This is a genomic window from Pedobacter polysacchareus, from assembly GCF_019802255.1.
Classification (GTDB): Bacteria; Bacteroidota; Bacteroidia; order Sphingobacteriales; family Sphingobacteriaceae; genus Pedobacter; species Pedobacter polysacchareus.
Genome location: NZ_JAHYSS010000002.1, coordinates 516,789 through 536,370, shown reverse-complemented (window position 1 = coordinate 536,370; position 19,582 = coordinate 516,789). Strand labels below are relative to the sequence as shown.

The following is a 19,582-nucleotide window of genomic DNA, read 5'->3' as shown; positions in this document are numbered from 1 at the left end:
TTAGGCATTTTTTTAACTATATTTACAAATTAAATATTTAACCGTCAAATGAAAGAATTTTTTAAGTATGTTTTTGCAACTGTCGTAGGAGTTATTTTATCGGTAGTGGTGTTTTTATTCCTGTTCATCGCAATTATCGTAGGCGTCGTTTCTTCTATTGGTGAAGATAAAACGGTGGTAGTCGACAATAACTCTGTACTTTACCTCAACCTGGACCAGGCTGTTACTGAACGTACTTATAGCGATCCGCTATCTGAATTGCCGATCTTAGGTGATGAACGAAAAAAAAGCATCGGTTTTACCGACATCATCAAAGCCCTGAAATCAGCAAAATATGATGACAATATTAAATGTATCTACCTGAGCGTATCTTCTCCAAATGCGGGCTATGCCAACATGAGAGAAATCAGAGAAGCCCTGATCGACTTTAAAACCAGTAAAAAGAAAATTATCGCCTATAGCGAAGTCTATACCCAAGGTGCGTATTACTTAGCCTCAGTGGCAGATAAAATATACATCAATCCTGAAGGTGCCTTGGAATTTAAAGGATTAAGCTCACAAATGCCCTTCTTTAAAGGTGCATTAGATAAGTTAGGTGTGGAAATGCAGATCGTTCGCGTAGGTAGTTATAAAAGTGCTGTAGAGCCTTTTATCGATACTAAAATGAGTGATAAAAACCGCGAGCAGGTAACTGCTTATGTAAGCGGACTGTACACAACCTTCCTGAATGACATCTCAAAAAGTAGAAACATTGGTAAAGACAGTCTTTTCCAGATTGCAAATGAATATAAAATCCAGCAGCCTAAAGATGCAGAAAAGTATAAAATGGTGGATGGACTAAGGTATAAAGACGAAATTCTTGATGAGTTAAAATCATTAAGCGGAACGAGTAAAAACAAAAACTTAACCACCATTTCTATCAATGACTACGCGAAAAATGTCATCATGGGCAGCAAAGGAAACACCAACAGAACCAAAGTTGCGGTGATCTATGCCAATGGCGATATTATGGGAGGCGAAGGCAGCAATGATCAGATCGGTTCGGAAAGAATTTCCAGAGCCATCAGAAAAGCCAGAACCGATACGAGTATTAAAGCCATTGTTTTAAGGGTAAATTCACCAGGTGGCAGCGCCCTTGCTTCAGACGTGATCTGGAGAGAAGTAGTGCTGACTAAAAAAGTGAAACCAGTGATCGCTTCTTTTGGTAACGTAGCCGCATCCGGCGGATATTATATCGCCTGTGCTGCCGATTCTATCTTTGTACAGCCAAATACCATTACGGGCTCAATCGGTGTATTCGGCATGATTCCTAACTTACAGAAATTAATGAATACCCATCTTGGCGTTACATTTGATGGCGTAAAAACCGGACAATATGCAGACATCATGAGTACCAACCGTCCAATGACTGCCGGAGAAAAACTGATCATTCAAAATAGCGTAAACCATGTGTATGATAGTTTCATTACACGTGTAGCAAATGGACGTAAGAAAAGTAAAACCTATATCGACAGCATCGCCGGTGGCCGTGTTTGGGTTGGAACTGATGCCGTTAAAATTGGCCTGGCCGATAGAACAGGCAGTTTCGAAGATGCCATCAAAGCCGCTGCTAAAAAAGCTAAAATCACCGACTATAGAATCGTAGAATACCCAGAAATGATTGACCCGATCAAAGCCTTACTGGAGACTTCAACTGATAAAATAAAAAGCTATTATGCCAAACAGGAACTAGGTGCCAATTACCTGATCTATGAGCAAATTAAAACTGCAGTTTCGAAATCAGGTGTACAGGCAAGAATGCCATTTGACATCAATGTGAACTAAGCAGATTTAAAAAATTCAAAAGGTCTAATCTTTTGATCCCTATATAGCGGATTAAAGATTAGACCTTTTTTTATGGGCATTCCGACAGCCATTTCCAGTTTAATCGGAAAATCGGGGCTTTTTATTTAATTTAGCATCCCCATGGAAAATAAGACCATTTCACGCAATTTGCGACTGCTTTCTCAATTGATGGAATTACACAATGAGAACCCTTTTAAGATCAAATCAGTAGCTAATGCTGGTTTAAAAGTAGATAAACTTCCTTTTGCCATTCAAGGTAAAAGTCTGGAGGAAATCGCACAGATCGACGGACTTGGAAAGAGCATTTCTGCCAAAGTCTGGGAACTCCTGGAAACAGGCACGATGAGTGATCTACAAGAAATTCTGGAAAGAACACCAGAAGGTATTGTCGAAATGCTGGGCATCAAAGGTATTGGACCTAAAAAAATCCTCGTGATTTGGAAAGACCTTGGTATTGAAAACATCGGAGAACTTTATTATGCCTGTAATGAAAATCGCCTGATCGAAGCTAAAGGCTTTGGATTGAAAACCCAGGAAGAGATCAAAAAGATCATCGAGTTTAGGATGGCTGGATTAGGGAAATTCTTATACGCCCATGCAGAAAGTACCGTAAATAAGCTATATGCAGACCTTGCGGTGTGGTTAAACCAGATTTCTGGAACGCCGTTATTAGGTATTGCCGGCGAATACAGACGCTGCATGGAGATCATTGAAAATGTTCCTTTCTTAATAGGTGTCACTAGCCCTGAAGAAGTTCAGGAGAAAATCAGCTCATTTGACGGCCTTACTTTTGAAGAGCAGGCGGATGGAACTTTTCATGCCACTACCCTCTCCGGATTAAAAACACAAATACACCTCTGTCCGAAAGAAACTTTCTATCTGAATTGGTTCAAGCTCACCGGCAATGAACAGCATGTGAATGAAGTGCTTGCTCTGGCAGGAAATGGTCCTTTTGAAACTGAAGAAGACATTTATAAAGCCGCTGGGCTCGCATTTGTAGCTCCTGAAATCCGCGAAGGATTAAATGAAGTACAGCTGGCAAAAGAAAACAAACTGCCAACACTAATCAGCTACGAAGACTTGAAAGGAAGTTTACACAACCACTCCACCTGGAGTGATGGTGTACATACCCTGGAGCAAATGGCTACTTTCTGCAAAGACAACCTGAAAATGGAATACTTCGGAATCTGCGACCACTCCAAATCAGCATTCTATGCCAATGGATTAAACGAACAGCGCTTATATGCACAACACCAGGAAATCGATGCCTTAAACGCTAAACTTGCCCCTTTCAAAATCTTTAAAGGAATTGAAAGTGACATCTTGAACGATGGATCTTTAGACTATAGTGATGATATTTTGAAAACATTCGACTTTGTCGTAGCCTCTGTGCACAGCAATTTAAGAATGGATGAAGATAAAGCCACCGCCCGATTAATTAAAGCCATAGAGAACCCTTATACAACGATTCTTGGACACCCTACCGGTAGATTACTGCTGAGCAGAAAAGGATACCCGATTGATTATGCAAAAGTAATCGACGCCTGCGCAGCCAATAAAGTGGTCATCGAAATCAATGCCAATCCTTTACGTTTAGACCTCGACTGGCGCTGGCACCGTTACGCCTTAGAAAAAGGTGTTTTATTATCCGTTAACCCAGATGCACATCGAATGGAAGGCTTCTATGACATGCACTATGGCGTACTCATCGGTAGAAAAGGTGGTCTTGAAGCAAAACAGTGTTTAAACGCCATGACGCTCCAAGATATCTCAGAATACTTCCACAATAAAAAATAGTTATCCTTACCTTTGAGCCATGATTAGCCAGCTTTGTAATAAAATATTTCAGGACGTGATCAATGATTATCACATTCACAACAATATAGATCAACCCATTGAAAATCCTTACCCAATTGGTACGCTAGAGCATTTACTGTACATGAAATGCTGGATCGATACTGCGCAGTGGCATATGGAAGATGTGATTCGCAATCCGGAAATTGATCCGGTCATCGCATTGCAATGGAAACGCCGCATTGATGCGTCGAATCAGGAACGTACAGACGTAGTAGAATATATCGACAGCTACTTCCTGGAAGAATATAAAAACATCACACCAGCGGCAAATGCAAAGATCAATTCTGAAAGCCCGGCATGGGTAATCGACAGGTTATCAATCCTTGCTTTAAAAATCTACCATATGAACGAAGAGACCCTTCGTGAAGATGCGTCTGAAGAACATAAAATCAGCTGTACTGCAAAACTTAACATTCTGTTAAACCAAAGGACAGATCTTTCTGCTAGTTTAGATGAATTGATCGCTGATATTGAAAGCGGCGCAAAATACATGAAAGTTTATAAGCAAATGAAAATGTATAATGATCCGAGCATGAACCCTGTGCTTTATAACAATAAGTAATTAATGCCTAAAGAAACTGCTAAGCTCTTAGTAATCCGTTTCTCAGCAATGGGGGATGTCGCTATGACTGCCCCCATTCTAAAAGAATTTACCGAACATTATCCTTCACATCAGCTACTCGTAGTCAGCAGACCTTTTTTTGAACCTTTTTTTAGGGGAGTGGATCGACTGAGCTTTCATGCTTTTGATCCTAAAGGAACACACAAAGGTTTTTTCGGATTATTAAAACTTTTCCGGGAACTGAGCAGACAGGACATTACCGCAATTGCTGATTTACACAGCAACCTCAGGAGCAAAATATTATGTTTCCTTTTCCTGTTAAAAGGAATCAAATCTGTGTCTGTCGACAAAGGAAGAAAAGAGAAAGCTGCATTAACGCGCAAAGCTGATAAAGTTTTCATCCCTCTCGAATTAACGGTTGCACGTTATGCAAAAGTATTCCAAAAATTAGGCTTGCCTTTTACGCTTTCCAATACCTTAAAAAAATCTGATCCAGCGCCATTAAACAACGTGTTGTTCCCTGAGAAAACGCAGAAATGGATTGGTGTAAGCCCTTTTGCCCAGCATTTACAAAAGGTGTATCCGCTGCACAAAATGGAAAATGTAGTTCTTGAACTGGCGGGTCTGGGTCACCACCTCTTTATTTTTGGCGGATCGCCGGAAGAAGCAGCAATTGCCGATAGTTGGGCTGCTAAACATGAAAATATCACTTCTCTGGTAAGGAAGATCAAGCTGGAAGAAGAATTGGATTTTATATCAAACCTGGATGTGATGCTTAGCATGGATTCCTCCGGTATGCACCTGGCTTCGCTTAAAAATATCCCTGTAGTATCCGTTTGGGGAGCTACACATCCTTATGCTGGATTTTTAGGCTACGGACAATCTATTAATGACGCAGTACAAATCGATTTGTATTGTCGCCCATGCTCTGTTTATGGCAATATTCCATGCTACAGAGGTGATTTTGCCTGCATGAACAATTTAACCGAATCAAATGTTATAAATAGTGTTATAAACAAACTAATTCATGGGCAAACAACTTCTATTGATACGACACGGAAAATCTGATTGGGGAAATAGCCATATTTCCGACTTTGACAGACCATTAAATGCCCGCGGGCTGAGAAATGCGCCAGAAATGGCAGGCAGAATATTAAAAAAAGGCCAGGTTCCTCAGTTGTTAGTGAGTAGTCCAGCCGTTCGCGCATTGACTACGGCAAAGTATTTCGCAGAGGTTTGGAACAAGCCATTGACCATGATCCAGGAAGAAACAGCAATTTATGAAGCCAATGTCATGACTTTACTCAAAGTGCTGAATAAGCTGAGCGATAAATACGATACCGTTGCTTTATTTGGTCACAATCCGGGACTTACAGAATTCGCCAATTACCTGAGTAACGCGAACCTCTATAATATCCCTACTTGTGGTACAGTGCTTATAGAGTTTCCATTTGAAAAATGGGCACAGATAAGCCACCATACCGGTAATTTATTAGCTTTTGATTTTCCTAAAAGCGCTGATGAAGATTAAAAGTGCAAGTGTTTCACTGTTAATCCATTATTAATCAACTGCTTTAAAGAGTCAATTCCAATTCTTAAATGCGTATCTACATAATTGCTGGTTACTGAGCTATCGCTTTCTGCAGTTTTCACTCCTTCAGGAATCATTGGCTGATCAGAAACCAGCAGCAATGCTCCGGTAGGAATTTTATTGGCAAATCCTGTGGTAAAAATCGTAGCAGTTTCCATATCTACGGCCATCGCACGTAAAGTCTTCAAATACTTTTTAAACGCTTTATCATGCTCCCAAACCCTGCGGTTAGTGGTATAACAAGTTCCGGTCCAGTAATCTCTGGAATGGTCACGAATGGTGGTAGAGATCGCTTTCTGCAAGGCGAAGGCCGGTAATGCTGGCACTTCAGCAGGCAGGTAATCATTAGAAGTACCCTCTCCTCTGATCGCCGCAATTGGTAAGATCAAATCACCCAATTGGTTTTTCTTTTTCAAACCACCGCATTTTCCTAAAAACAAAACCGCTTTAGGCGCCACAGCAGTTAATAAGTCCATCATAGTCGCTGCCATCGGACTGCCCATTCCAAAATTGATGATGGTGATCCCATCAGCAGTGACACTCTGCATCGGTTTATCTAAGCCCATAATAGGGGCATCACCATGCCATTCAGAAAACATCTGTACGTATTTGCTGAAATTGGTCAATAAGATGTATTGTCCAAAATCTTCCAATGCTCTGCCTGTATATCTTGGAAGCCAGTTTTTAACGATATCACCTTTAGATTTCAAACCAGATTTTACGGGAGTTTCTACCTCTTTAACTTTCTTTGCTTTTTTGCCCTCTTTTCCGTCTTTGTTTACTTCTAATTCTTCATTCATATATCTCCTTTTTCTAGTATAGTTGTATTTATATTTATTGCTACAAGGTAAATGCCATAATTTATGTCAAATCCTAAAATAACAAGTTAAAAAAAATCCCCGTAAAACGGGGATTAAATTATTTAAGCAGCTTTCAGCTTTTTAAAGTCAGCCTTTTCGAATTTCTCCAGCGCGTAATCGAGCGTAATGCTCAACTCCTTAATGCTAGGATCAGAAGGGATGTCAAACATGGCATCCAGCATAATTGCCTCGCAGATGGAGCGTAAGCCCCTTGCACCCAATTTATATTCCATTGCTTTATCTACGATGAAGTCTAAAACGTCATCTTCAAAAGTCAATTTCACACCTTCAAATTCAAACAATTTCACGTACTGACGGAACAAAGAGTTCTTCGGTTCGGTCAGGATATTACGCAATGCTGCTTTATCTAAAGGATTCAAGTGGGTCAATACTGGCACACGTCCAATTAATTCAGGAATCAAACCAAAAGATTTTAAATCTTGAGGTGTGATGTATTTATAAAGGTTTTTAAGGTCTAATTCTTCTTCGTCCTTTTTCACTTTATAACCTACTGCCTGAGTACGCAATCTGTTCGCGATTTTACGTTCGATACCATCGAAAGCACCACCACAGATGAACAAGATATTGTTGGTATTCACAGGAATCATTTTCTGATCCGGGTGTTTACGTCCGCCCTGAGGTGGAACATTTACTACAGTACCTTCTAAGATCTTCAGTAAAGCCTGTTGTACGCCTTCTCCCGACACATCTCTGGTAATAGAAGGGTTATCACTTTTACGCGCCACCTTATCCACCTCATCAATGTAAACGATACCACGTTCTGCTGAGGCCACATCGTAGTCCGCAGCCTGCAATAAACGCGTTAAGATACTTTCCACATCCTCACCAACATATCCGGCTTCGGTTAATACCGTCGCATCGCAAATACAGAAAGGAACGTGCAGGATCTTCGCAATAGTTTTCGCCAATAAGGTTTTTCCAGTTCCGGTTTCCCCTACCAGCATGATGTTTGATTTCTCAATCTCCACCTCATCTGCCTGGTCTACCGATTGGCCCAATCTCTTATAGTGGTTGTATACCGCTACAGAAAGTACTTTCTTGGCATCATCCTGACCGATAACGTATTGGTCAATATGCGCTTTGATTTCCATTGGTTTCAATAAGGTAATCGAGGTATCCATTGGTTTCCCTTTTTTGCTTCCCAGTTCCTGAGCCAGTAACTGATTGGCTTGAGTCACACATTTATCGCAAATGTAGGCATCAAGACCTTCAATAAGCATTAAAGTATCCTGCTTACCTGATCCGCAAAAAGAGCAACGGGATTCTTTATTTTGTTTCGCCATTTTTTTCTTTGTTATTCGCTCCCAGCACTTCATCAATCATTCCAAAGCCTTTGGCTTCATCAGCTTTCATCCAGTAATCACGGTCTGAAGCTTTTTCTACCCATTCGTAATCTTGTCCGGAGTGGTTAGAAATGATATCATATAATTCTTTTTTCAGTTTCAACATTTCTCTCAGGTTGATCTCCATATCAGAAGCAACACCTTGAGCACCGCCTGATGGCTGGTGGATCATCACACGTGAGTGTGGCAATGCAGCACGTTTTCCTTTAGCACCTGCTACAAGTAATACAGCACCCATAGAGGCAGCCATACCGGTACAGATCGTCGCCACATCTGGTGAGATGTATTGCATCGTATCATAGATACCTAATCCTGCATATACAGAACCACCTGGTGAATTGATATAAATCTGAATGTCTCTATTGTTATCGGTAGACTGTAAAAACAGTAATTGTGCTTGTATAATGTTTGCGTTACCATCATAGATCGCATCACCTAAAAATATGATACGGTCCATCATTAAACGTGAAAACACATCCATTTGTGCCACGTTAAGCTGACGCTCTTCAATAATATAAGGAGTCATACTTTTTGGAGAATTATTGGTAGCACCAATAAAACGATCCACGTTTAAACCATTAATACGATGGTGTTTAACAGCGTATTTTCTAAATTCGTCTTTGTCTATTTTCATCAGTATGTCTATTTTATATTTAATTCTACCCTTCTAATTTCACCAAATTAGCAAAACTAAATTGGTAAATTATTGTGGTATTGTAAAATTCTGTAATGTCTTTATATAAATAAGGCGGCCTTAATAAAGCCGCCTTATTCTAATATCGATTAAAAGTATCTGGTTTTACCCTGGATTACTTCATTTCGATGAACTTATTATAAGCTATTTCTTTTTCTTCAATAGTAGCTACAGATTTGATGTATTCAAAAACTTTAATCGCTTTTACTTCATCAAAAATACGGTTTGCATTGTCTTTCTCTTTCAAGAAAGTAGCCGTATACTGTGCCAATTGATCTTCTGGCATTGGGCTTGGGCTGTACATTCTGAACTGTGCATCTAAACGTTGTTTAGCAGTCTGGAATACATCCTCATATTTGATTTCGATGCTATTGTCTTTAATTAATTTGTTTTCAATTAAAGTCCATTTCAGGTTTTTAGCGAAATCATCATATCCTTCAGCCAATTCAGCGTCAGTTAGTTTTTCGTTAGTTGCTTTTAACCACTTACGTAAAAACTCATCTGGCAATTCCATTTTCACGGATTCAGTTAGTTTCGTGTAGATGTCATTCTGCAATTTGCGATCTGCATCCTGCTTGAACATTCCTTCTATTTCTTCTGTGATTTTAGCGGTAAAACCAGCCTCATCAGTAACTACGCCTTCACCAAATAATTTATCAAAGAACTCCTGATTTAAATCAGATTCCTCTAAACGGTTTACATTTTTAACCGTTACCTGGAATTTCGATTTTACTTCTTTAGCTTCTTCTTCAGGAATGTTTAACAATTTGGCAATGATCACCTCATTGTTATCAAACGCTTTCTGAACATCTAATTCCACAACATCGTCTTTTTTCAAACCAACTAAGGTTTTCAAAATCTTTTTATCAGCTACCTGATCTAAACGAATAGATCCTGTACTGGTGATGCCACCTTCAAAAACTGAACCATCAGCAGAAAGTTGTGCTAAATCGGCATAAAGGACGTCATCTTCTGCCGAAACTTCAGGGTTTGTCATTTTGCCATAGCTTCTTCTGATATTTTTGATACGTGAAGCCAATGTTTCAGCATCTGCTTTAACAACGTATTGTGTAAATTTATCTTTAGCTGTGATTTTTACCTCTACTGCTGGTGCAAGACCTAATTCATAGTCAAACTCGAATTCATCAGTACCATCCCATTTGTATTCTTTAGTATCATCCATGATTGGTAATGGCTGACCAAGAACTTCCACTTTATTATCTGCAAGGTGCTTGCTTAAAGTTTCGCTCAATAGGGTATTGATTTCTTCCACCAAAATGTTTCTGCCGAACATTTTCTTAATATGTGCTGCAGGAACCATTCCTTTACGAAAACCAGGAAGGTTTGATTTTTTAGCTTGTTCTCTTATAGATTTATCAACCTTTTCAGTATAATCTTCAGGTGAAATCTTAATTTTTACAACCGCATTTAAGTCGTTAATTTTTTCCTGTGTAATGTTCATCTTTCTGAATCAATAATTATTAATGTCTATATACAAAAAATCCCCCGTGTTCCGGAGGAACTTTTATTGCGGAAGAATTGACTCCAACCCACCGCTCAAATTTCCCTTTCGAGGGCGCAAATATATTCTTTTTTGTTGATTTCAAAGCCTATAATTGAAAATATTACGCTACTGAGTATCTGAATCTCAGCCTCCCAAAGATGAAATAAACAGGCATACAAATCATTCAAAAACCAGGCAAAAGCAGGACGGTAAATTATTTCAACAGGGCATTTCTAAACTGTTCAGTTATAAAATAGCCCCCAATTTTAGTTGATTTATCACTAAAACAAACCAAACCCACTTTCTTTAACTGGCGAATGTATCTTTCAATAGTACTTAACGACAAACCCGTCAAATTTGCATAGTCATTAGCCTTACCACCTGGCTCTTCAATTAAATTGGCAAGTAAAGGCTCCAACTTAGTCCGTTGATTAGCACTAGCCTCTTTAAATACTGCTGTCAGGACTGCATTTAAACCATTTGCACCTTCATTTTCGTTTGCACCTTCAATAACAGCCACATTTGCACCTTCATTTCGATTTGCTCCCTCAATAACAGCCACATTTGCACCTTCATTTCGATTTGCACCTTCATTTTCAGCAACGATTCCCTGTACATCATTAAGTTTAGCCGGAAGGATTGTTAAAAAGTAAGTGCAGGCCAAATCTGTTTCAAAGATGGGTTCTGGCGAGTCATTCTGCTCCATGGCATGATAGATTGCAGGAAATCCAGTTCCTCTTCCTTCGGTAAGTTTGAGCTCCTTTAAAAAGTCTCCGATCCTCCTGTTACGATATTCCCTTGCTACTATTCTTTTTTGCTGTTGTATAATTTGGGAATCAACAGGCGGAACCGGTCCGGGATAACTCAACACTTCGATTTTATCCGGCCAGATCTGCACCTCAATTGGGCTTCCTAATTCATAGCTTTTATGATAAACAGCATTAGACAAAACCTCTTCCAGTGCAATAAAAGGATAATTATAATAGCGAGTAGCTTCTGCTTTATCTGGATTTTTTACCACAAATTCCTGAATAATATTATTTTGAATAAAATCCAAAACGGCCCGCAATTGATAGTGAACTGGACCTTTAAAATATTTCTCTGTAAAATTCTTTCCCGTAAAACCTTTATGCCATACCAGTTCAATCCAGGATCGGCTGATAAATTTTTCCGGCTCCTTACAGAAAAACAAAATCCCTGCATTCACAGGCCTTAAACTCTCATCTGGTCCTTTAAAAATATGCATTTGCCGTCCCAGGGCCTCAGGACTTATCTTCCGGCTTTCTACCAATAAATCACTTTTCACCTCATATAGGTATGCCTGTATTAAACCAAGATCGAGATTTGAAATCTTAGCCTGACCATTTACCCGATCATCAAAGGGAATTCTTGCACCCAGCTCCTGCAGGCGTTTAAGATTTCCATCTTTTGCGATGATACTTCTTGATCCAAATCTGATATACGGATAACGCTGCGCTTTGATACCCTGTGCAATTGGAGCGGTATATGGTCGATTATCACCTGCCGGACACCAAATGACAATGATATGCTTACCCTGCAATAAATACGGCTGGATAATTGGAAAATAATTCGGCAGAACCTGATAAGCCAAAGTCAGAACTTCGCCCTGAATTTTATCTAGCTGATTGATATGCAGTCCTTCTGGCGGCAATACAGGCTGTCCCTCAAACTCATCGATGCCGATAATAATATAGCCACCTCCCCAGTTATTTAAATCGTTAGCGAAGGCACAAATTGTATGAATCACTTTTTCAGGGTTCCAGCCCTTCTTAAACTCCAGACGTTCCCACTCTACCGTCTTTCCATGGATCAAATCTTCAATATTAATTGGCAAGGTCATACAAACGAAAATAACCATAATAAAGCAATTAAACAGCATTAAAAAGAAATTTAAATAACTTAAAATATTTAATCGACCATTTCCTTGCGCTTGGGCAATACCAGAAGTTACAACTGGAAATGAAAATTTTGAGCCGGAAACGGATTAGAGGCATGCAATCATGCGTCTATGGCGCATTAAAACAAGAAAAATGCTTTTAAAATTCTCTGAAAATAAAAAAGGTGATAGCTTTTACAAGTTATCACCTTTTTTGTGCGGAAGAAGGGACTCGAACCCCCACGCCGTGAAGCGCCAGATCCTAAGTCTGGTGCGGCTACCAATTACGCCACTTCCGCAGTTAGGATATTCCCTTTCGGGATTGCAAAGATAGAATAGTTTTTTAAAAACACATAAAAATTTCAAATAAAAAATATGTTTTTTTGATCCCCAATAAGCAGCTACTCTTTTAACCTCAAATAATCAGACATTTAGCTCATCAACCCTTCCTGATCGGGACCAAAAATAAAAAACAAATAATTCACTCGCCCCTCAACTAATTAAACCGGCTTGCATCAGACCTATATTGACCCTTATTTACCCAAGTCCTACGAAGGCACTGAAACAACTCTTGCAGAGCCTTGGGCCCTAGCAGGGCCCTACCAGCCCCCTAATGGAACTCAGCCAACGCTTTAGATAGATAAAGCACAAATACAATAGTCTATCACCTGAGGGCAGCACCCTGAGGTCGAAAAAAACTGAAATTTTTGAGAAAAAAAAACAGCCCTTTCGGGGCTGATTTTTCAATTGTTGTGCGGAAGAAGGGACTCGAACCCCCACGCCGTGAAGCGCCAGATCCTAAGTCTGGTGCGGCTACCAATTACGCCACTTCCGCAGTTAGGATGTTCCCTTTCGGGATTGCAAATATAGCTATTGTTTCTATACTTAAAAACTCTTTTTCAATTATTCAGCGGCACTTTAGCTAACCTATTGATCTTACAGGATTTAATTTTCAATCTTTTTTTCAAGCCCTTAAAATCAATGCTAAATCAGCAGATTTAATACAGTTCTTTCTGCAATTGAAATAAATATTGAACCGCTTTTACCAGTCTGCTGCCATACCAGGAGAACATTTCCCCATCTACCAGCATTACTTTTGAATTAGGTAGTGCCTGTCTGATTTCTTCCAGGTGTTTTTCTTTAAAAGGATAAGGTTCCGAGGATAAAAATACCAGATCTGGATGCAGCCCTGCGAGTGTTTCCAAATCCATTTCTGGATAGCGGCTCTCTTTCACTACATTATTAAGGCCATTCATAGCCAGCATCTGATTGATAAAAGTGTTTCTTCCAGCAAACATATAAGGTCCTTTCCAAATCAGGTAAGCTACTGATTTATTCAGGCCATTTTGCAAGGCTAAAGTTTGTAAATCGTTAAATCCTGCAGTAATCAGGTGATTAAGATATGCGGATTCTGGCTCCCGATCTACCAGTGCTCCTATTTCGGTGATCGTTTTTTTCGCCCCATCCAAATCATGAATATCACTCATCCAAACCGGAAATTCAGCCATCAGCTCTTCGATCTGCCCCTGTTCATTCTCCTCCTTATTGCCAATGATCAAATCTGGTTTCAAACTCCTGATCAGCTCCATATTTAATTTCTTGGTACCGCCAATTTTAGTCTTTTCTTTAAACTTGGCCTCCGGATAAATACAAAATTTAGTGATCCCAATCACTTCTGCATCCAGTCCCAGCTCAAACAGCAATTCAGTCTGAGATGGGACTAGTGAGATGATCCTTTTTGGAGGATAATTAATAGATATACTGCGATTAAGCTGATCTGTAAAACGACGTTGCATCCCACAAAGATACATGTCATTCCCTAAAAATCTATTCGTATTTCAATGCCTCTACCGGATTTGTTTTCGCAGCTTTGAATGCTTGCCAACTTACTGTTAGAAGGGCAACCAGGAGTGTTAAGACCGCTGTTAATACAAAAACAGGCAGCCCTATAGCAATATGGTAATCAAATTTCGACAACCACTTGTCCATCATCCAATAGGCAATCGGCATCGCAATGATCAAGGCAACCAGTACCATTTTCACAAAACTCAGCGATAATAATTTCACCAAACCACTTACAGAGGCGCCCAATACCTTGCGTACCCCAATTTCTTTTGTGCGTTGTTCTGCACTAAAAGCAGACAGGCCAAATAAGCCCAGGCAAGAAATAAATATCGCCAATCCACCAAATAAATTTGACAATACACCAAGGATCATTTCATTTTCAAATTTAGCCTGAATCAGGTGGTCAACAAACTTGATGTCGACAGGGAACTCCGGATTAATCTCTTTGGTAATTCTACTGATGGTCTCTATATTTTCCGAGGTAGGGTTTGAGGTGTTCATCCGCATATTAATGACATCACTATTCAGTGGATTAAAACCAATCATCATCGGCAGGTTCATTTTTGCCGGATCTCCCCAGGTAAGGTCTTTAAAGACCCCTACAACAGTCCTATCTGCACCCCATAGCTTGATCTTCTGACCTATTGGGTCTTTTAAACCCATGGTTTTAATTGCAGTTTCACTGAGCATCAAAGCCATTTTATCTGAAGCAATTTTAGGGTCAAAATCCCGCCCTTCTATCAGTTTTATCCCATTTGTTTTAATGAAATCATAGCTGGTATAAATCTGGTTAAAAGACATGCGTTTACCATCCTCAGACATTCCTTTCCACTCCATTCCTGAACCATTTGAATTGGGCATAGAAATACTTCCCGACGACTGGCATATGCTTGTTACTGCTCCAGAAGCCAGAAGTCGTTCCTTTAACAAGTCGAATTTCGGATATAAATTGCCCTCATGAGGCATCTCCAATAAGGAATTCACGTCATATCCCAATGGTTTATTCTTAATATATTGCAGCTGCTGATACACAACCAGCGTCCCCACAATGAGTACAATTGCAAAAGTAAATTGAACTACGACCAACACTTGTCTGAACGACAATGAGAAACCTTGCTTCGCATTTACCGACTTTTTCATCGTTTGAATCGGGTTAAAAGCCGAAAGGTAAAAAGCTGGGTAGCTTCCTGCCAATGCACCCGTTACTACTATCAATGCAATTGCAGTCAGCCAGGCAATTGGGTTTCCGTAATTAAGTTCCAGCTGAATGTTCAGCAAATGATTAAACTTAGGCAAGGCCAGCTCCACCAGCATTACCGCCAACACCACACTCACAAAGGTGAGCAATAACGATTCCAATAGAAACTGTACAACCAGTGATTTTCTCGAGGCCCCAATCGTCTTCTTTATCCCCACTTCTTTTGCTCTCTTCTGAGACCTTGCAGTAGCCAGGTTCATAAAGTTAATACAGGCAATGATCAAAATCCCTAAAGCAAGCGCAACAAAGAAACGCAGCTGTTCAATTCTTCCTCCTGAAGGATGTCCGTTTTTAAATTCTCCATACAGGTGAAGGTCCACCAATGGCTGTACAAAAACACTAGGGTCTATATTATCGCTGGGTGCATGCGTAACTATGATATTGCTAATCTTAGTATTAAAATGGTCTACGTTAACCCCTTCTTTCAAAGTCAGCAAAGTATAAAAGGCGAAATTTCCCCAGTTTGGTTTTTCAACCCAGTCATCCAGCTTTGCTTGTAAAGCCCATGGAATTAAACAATCAAACTGATAAGTTGTATTTGGCTCATGGTCTTTGATGACCCCGCCCACCTTCACATCTGCCTGATTTTCATATTTTAATACCTTATTCAATACATCAGTGGTTCCGAATAGCTTTTTTGCCGTACTCTCAGTCAGCAAAACAGAATTAGGATCCTTAAAAGCAGTTTCTGGACTACCAGCGATATATTTATAATCAAAGATTTTTAAGATTTCGGCATCTGCCGACCTGCCTTCTACTTTAAACGTATTATCTCCATTTGCAAGGAGACGTTTTATAGGCCAGAGGATTCTCGCAATGTGTTCAATTTCCGGAATTTCTTGCTTTAAAGTTTTAGCAAGGACATTTGGTGCCTGATCTCCAGTTGCCGTCACCTGTTTATTCTGATCAGAAAAATTGACCATTACCTGGTAAATATTGTCCTTATTCTTATAGCCACGATCATAATTCCATTCGTAGGCTACGTACATTAACAACATCAGGCAGGCAGCAAGACCGATAGCCAGCCCACTAATGTTAATCATCGATGCGGTTTTATTTCTTAATAAATTCCTAAGGGCAATTTTAAAGTTTAATTTAAACATCAACGGTATGGATTAGTAGTAAAAAATTCTTAGTTATGATTCAATTCCTGCTAGAGATAAAATCCCGACTAAACACCTTGTTCAAGAGCAATATCTTCTTTGATCACCCCATCTAACAAATGAAGGATACGGCTGCCATAACTGGCGTTTATTTCCGAATGTGTCACCTGAATAATGGTGATCCCTTCTTCTTCATTTAGTTTCTTAAACAGTTCCATGATTTGAAGGGCTTGTGCAGATTGCAGGTTCCCGGTAGGCTCATCCGCTAAAATAATGGAGGGCTGGGCTACTAAAGCCCTTGCAATTCCCACCAATTGCTGCTGACCACCAGAAAGCTGATTTGGAAACAAGTCTTTTTTAGCCACCATATTGAAACGATCCAATACATCAGCAACCCTGCTTTTACGTTCCGCTCCGCTAACCTTTTTATACAATAATGGCGCTTCAATATTCTCTGCTACAGTCATCTCATCAATCAAATGGTAAGCCTGAAAAACAAAGCCGATATGGTTCCTGTACAACTCAATTCTCTTACGTTCATTAAGAGAAAGTACATCTTCTCCCATAAACTCATATTCGCCATAAGTAGGTTCTTCCAGCATTCCCAATATGTTTAGTAAAGTTGATTTCCCGGCACCGGAAGGCCCCATAATGGAAACAAATTCTCCTTGTTTAATTTCCGTGCTCACATGACGGAGGATGTAACTTTTAACCCCTTTATTCGCGTAGTATTTTTCTATATTTTTAAGTGTGATCATGATCAGCTTGATTAATGTGATATTTTATTTCTTTCTTATTGAGTTATTCATATTTCAAGGCGTCTATTGGATTGGTCTTCGCTGCCTTTAAAGACCGTAAACTTACGGTAATGACTGTAATCAGCACCGACAGCACCATTGCCAAAACAAATGGCCAGACGCTCAGATTAGTTCGGTAAACAAAGCCCGAAAGCCATTTGGAAGCCAGAATATAAGCCAGCGGCCAGGCCACCAGATTGGCAATAAGCACCATGTATAAAAAGGAACGGTTCAGCATTTTCACCAATTCCAATGTGGAAGCACCCAATACTTTCCGAATGGCAATTTCCCTTGTTCTTTGTGTAGCGATGAAAGACACCAATCCGAACAAGCCAATAAAAGAGATGAAAATAATCACTCCTGCAAACACTTTAAAAAGCACGCCCATTACCTGCTCTGTTCTATAAAAACTTTCAATAGACTGGTCCATAAATTCGAGGTCATACACATGATTAGGAAAAGTACTATTCCATAGCTGTTCTACCTGAGGCATAATTTGACTCATCTTCTTCGGATCAACTTTCAACCCCATGGAACTATAGGCTTTCGTTCTGCTGAAGATCGCTACAGGAGTAATTGCCTCCTTGAGTGACTTGTTGTTGAAATCTTTAATTACCCCAACAATAGGCCCTTCCCCTGCACTCATCACAATACGCTTACCAATTGCATCTTCCGGACGCAGTACATTCAACATTTTCAGCAACGTTTCATTGACCATAAACTCCTTCACTGTATCGCTTTTTGACAAACCGCGTCCGGCCACTAATTTCATATCGAAAGTTTTCAGATAATGTTCATCTGCATCTTTTACATTCAATTGAAACGCCTCATCTTTTGAACGGTGGTCATAAGAAAAATTAACTTCATTGTTGCCATTCGACAATGGGGCTGCACTGAAATAGCTGCTTTCCTCGATACCAGGCAGCTGCATGATTCTTTCTCTAAAGCCACTTAATTTAGACAAGTTGATACTATCTGCCGGAACATCAATCACAGCAACCGATTGATGGTTAAAACCCAAAGGCTGCTCTCTCACGAATTTCATTTGCCTGATCACTACCAAAGTAGAAATGATCAATACTGCGGTAATGGCAAATTGTACCACTACTAATGTTTTTCTTAACCCTAAACCTCCGGCATTGGCCACGCTGATTTTGTTTTTAATGGCCAGCGCCGGACTAAATCCAGAAATCACGAAAGCCGGATAAAGACCTGCCAGGAAGCTCACCACCAATACCAGCAGCAGCATAAATACAAAAATCATAGGCTCAGAAAACAAACGGAATGAAACCTTACCCTCCATTAAACTTTCCATCCCAGGAATGGACAATTCAGTGATCACACAAGCCAATAACAAGGCAATCAAAGTAATCAGTGTGGTTTCACTTAAAAACTGCCAGATCAGTTGTCCGCGGCGGCTGCCCATTACTTTTCGTACCCCCACTTCTTTAGAGCGGCTGATGGCCTGCGCGGTAGCCAGATTAATAAAATTGATACAGGCAGTGATCAAAAGAAAAAGACCAATCACACCTAATCCTGTCAGTTCCTGATAAGAAATGGTATTGTAGCTGAAATTACTGAAACGCGTATCATGGTGTACCTCTGCCATTGGCTGGAAAATATGGTTCTCTTTTCCAGGCCCTGGATCCGTATAATATTTTGCTACAAACTTTTTCAAGGGTGCCTCAAGATCCGCTGCGATTACGCCAGGTTTTACCAATACAAAACATTCTGAACGGTTCGTGACTTGCCCCCATGCTTTAGAATCTTTTCCGGCGAAAGAAGCATAAGAAGCGATCATTTTAAATGGGAAATCACTGTTTTGCGGCATATCTTTATAAACACCTGTAATCTTAAAATCTGTCTTTTGACTGAAATTCAAGCTTTTTCCGATTGCATTCTGCCAGGAACCGAAATATTTAACAGCCGTTTTTTCAGACAAAGCCATCATTCCCGGACCGGACAATGCCTGAGCAGGTTTCCCCGACAACCATTCTATATTGAAAATATCGAAAAACTGAGGCTCCACATAAAAGAGCTGCTCTTTTCTTTTCACCTCTGTTACTCCCGGTGCTGCTTTTATTAAAACAACCCCATTCCTGCTCCGAACTGCAGCCACCTGTTCCAATTGTGCAAAGTCATTGCGCAAAGCAGGGGCCAGAGGGACAGGTACCCCATTGGAAAAGAAATCCCCATCCGGATAAGTCCAATAAGACACGACCCGATAAATACGGTCCTGTTTATCATAGTTCGCATCAAAACTGGTTTGAAATCTTAGAAAAAGAAAAATCAAAAGACAACTCGCCAATCCTATGGACAGCCCGATTACATTGATCGCAGTATAACCTTTATACTTCCAAAGGTTCCGTAAAGCAATTTTAAGATTAAGTTTAAACATGGTTTAA

The 19,582-nt window shown here is 40.0% G+C and carries 14 protein-coding genes and 2 tRNA genes; 5 read left to right on the top strand and 11 right to left on the bottom strand.

Translation table 11 applies throughout. The annotated features are described in order from the left end of the window. Positions 1–48 precede the first annotated feature (48 nt). From sppA to K7X70_RS06140, 5 genes are all read left to right on the top strand, one after another. Entirely contained in the window at positions 49–1,824 is a 1,776-nt protein-coding gene (sppA, locus tag K7X70_RS06160; RefSeq protein WP_222536224.1) for a signal peptide peptidase SppA, read from the top strand. 141 nt (positions 1,825–1,965) lie between these two features. Next, on the top strand, positions 1,966–3,642 hold the full coding sequence (locus tag K7X70_RS06155) for a DNA polymerase/3'-5' exonuclease PolX (protein WP_222536223.1): 1,677 nt from the start codon (positions 1,966–1,968) through the stop codon (positions 3,640–3,642). A gap of 19 nt (positions 3,643–3,661) precedes the next feature. Beyond that, on the top strand, positions 3,662–4,264 hold the full coding sequence (locus K7X70_RS06150; protein WP_222536222.1) for a DUF4254 domain-containing protein: 603 nt from the start codon (positions 3,662–3,664) through the stop codon (positions 4,262–4,264). Between the two features lie 3 nt (positions 4,265–4,267). Beyond that, positions 4,268–5,332 carry a glycosyltransferase family 9 protein gene (locus tag K7X70_RS06145; RefSeq protein WP_222536221.1) on the top strand — a complete coding sequence of 355 codons (1,065 nt, stop codon included), beginning with the start codon at positions 4,268–4,270 and terminating at the stop codon, positions 5,330–5,332. Further along, positions 5,292–5,795, top strand: coding sequence for a SixA phosphatase family protein (locus K7X70_RS06140; RefSeq protein WP_222536220.1), 504 nt, complete (start codon positions 5,292–5,294; stop codon positions 5,793–5,795). Before K7X70_RS06145 ends, K7X70_RS06140 begins: the two co-directional genes overlap by 41 nt. Here K7X70_RS06140 and K7X70_RS06135 read toward each other — a convergent pair. From K7X70_RS06135 to K7X70_RS06085, 11 genes are all read right to left on the bottom strand, one after another. Then, positions 5,792–6,655 carry an AMP nucleosidase gene (locus tag K7X70_RS06135; RefSeq protein WP_222536219.1) on the bottom strand — a complete coding sequence of 288 codons (864 nt, stop codon included), beginning with the start codon at positions 6,653–6,655 and terminating at the stop codon, positions 5,792–5,794. The genes K7X70_RS06140 and K7X70_RS06135 overlap by 4 nt on opposite strands. Positions 6,656–6,777: 122 nt before the next feature. Further along, the gene (gene clpX / locus K7X70_RS06130) at positions 6,778–8,019 is read right to left on the bottom strand and encodes an ATP-dependent Clp protease ATP-binding subunit ClpX (protein WP_222536218.1); all 1,242 of its coding nucleotides are present in this window, start codon (positions 8,017–8,019) and stop codon (positions 6,778–6,780) included. Continuing rightward, complete coding sequence (gene clpP / locus K7X70_RS06125; RefSeq protein WP_222536217.1) at positions 8,003–8,713, bottom strand: ATP-dependent Clp endopeptidase proteolytic subunit ClpP; 711 nt, start codon at positions 8,711–8,713, stop codon at positions 8,003–8,005. The genes clpX and clpP overlap by 17 nt, the downstream gene beginning before the upstream one ends. A 175-nt stretch (positions 8,714–8,888) precedes the next feature. After that, a complete protein-coding gene (gene tig, locus K7X70_RS06120; protein ID WP_222536216.1) occupies positions 8,889–10,235 on the bottom strand; it encodes a trigger factor in 1,347 nt (448 codons plus the stop codon). Between the two features lie 256 nt (positions 10,236–10,491). Then, on the bottom strand, positions 10,492–12,156 hold the full coding sequence (locus tag K7X70_RS06115) for an RNA-binding domain-containing protein (protein ID WP_222536215.1): 1,665 nt from the start codon (positions 12,154–12,156) through the stop codon (positions 10,492–10,494). Positions 12,157–12,391: 235 nt separating this feature from the next. Further along, a tRNA-Leu gene (locus K7X70_RS06110) sits at positions 12,392–12,473 on the bottom strand. 454 nt (positions 12,474–12,927) lie between these two features. Beyond that, positions 12,928–13,009 (bottom strand) — tRNA-Leu (locus K7X70_RS06105). Positions 13,010–13,172: 163 nt separating this feature from the next. Continuing rightward, a complete protein-coding gene (locus tag K7X70_RS06100; RefSeq protein WP_222536214.1) occupies positions 13,173–13,970 on the bottom strand; it encodes an ABC transporter substrate-binding protein in 798 nt (265 codons plus the stop codon). 31 nt (positions 13,971–14,001) lie between these two features. Further along, positions 14,002–16,320, bottom strand: a complete 2,319-nt coding sequence (locus tag K7X70_RS06095) for an ABC transporter permease (protein WP_222536213.1) — start codon at positions 16,318–16,320, stop codon at positions 14,002–14,004. 128 nt (positions 16,321–16,448) lie between these two features. Beyond that, positions 16,449–17,138, bottom strand: a complete 690-nt coding sequence (locus K7X70_RS06090; RefSeq protein WP_062547316.1) for an ABC transporter ATP-binding protein — start codon at positions 17,136–17,138, stop codon at positions 16,449–16,451. Between the two features lie 43 nt (positions 17,139–17,181). Continuing rightward, positions 17,182–19,575, bottom strand: coding sequence for an ABC transporter permease (locus K7X70_RS06085; RefSeq protein ID WP_222536212.1), 2,394 nt, complete (start codon positions 19,573–19,575; stop codon positions 17,182–17,184). Between the last annotated feature and the right edge of the window lie 7 nt (positions 19,576–19,582).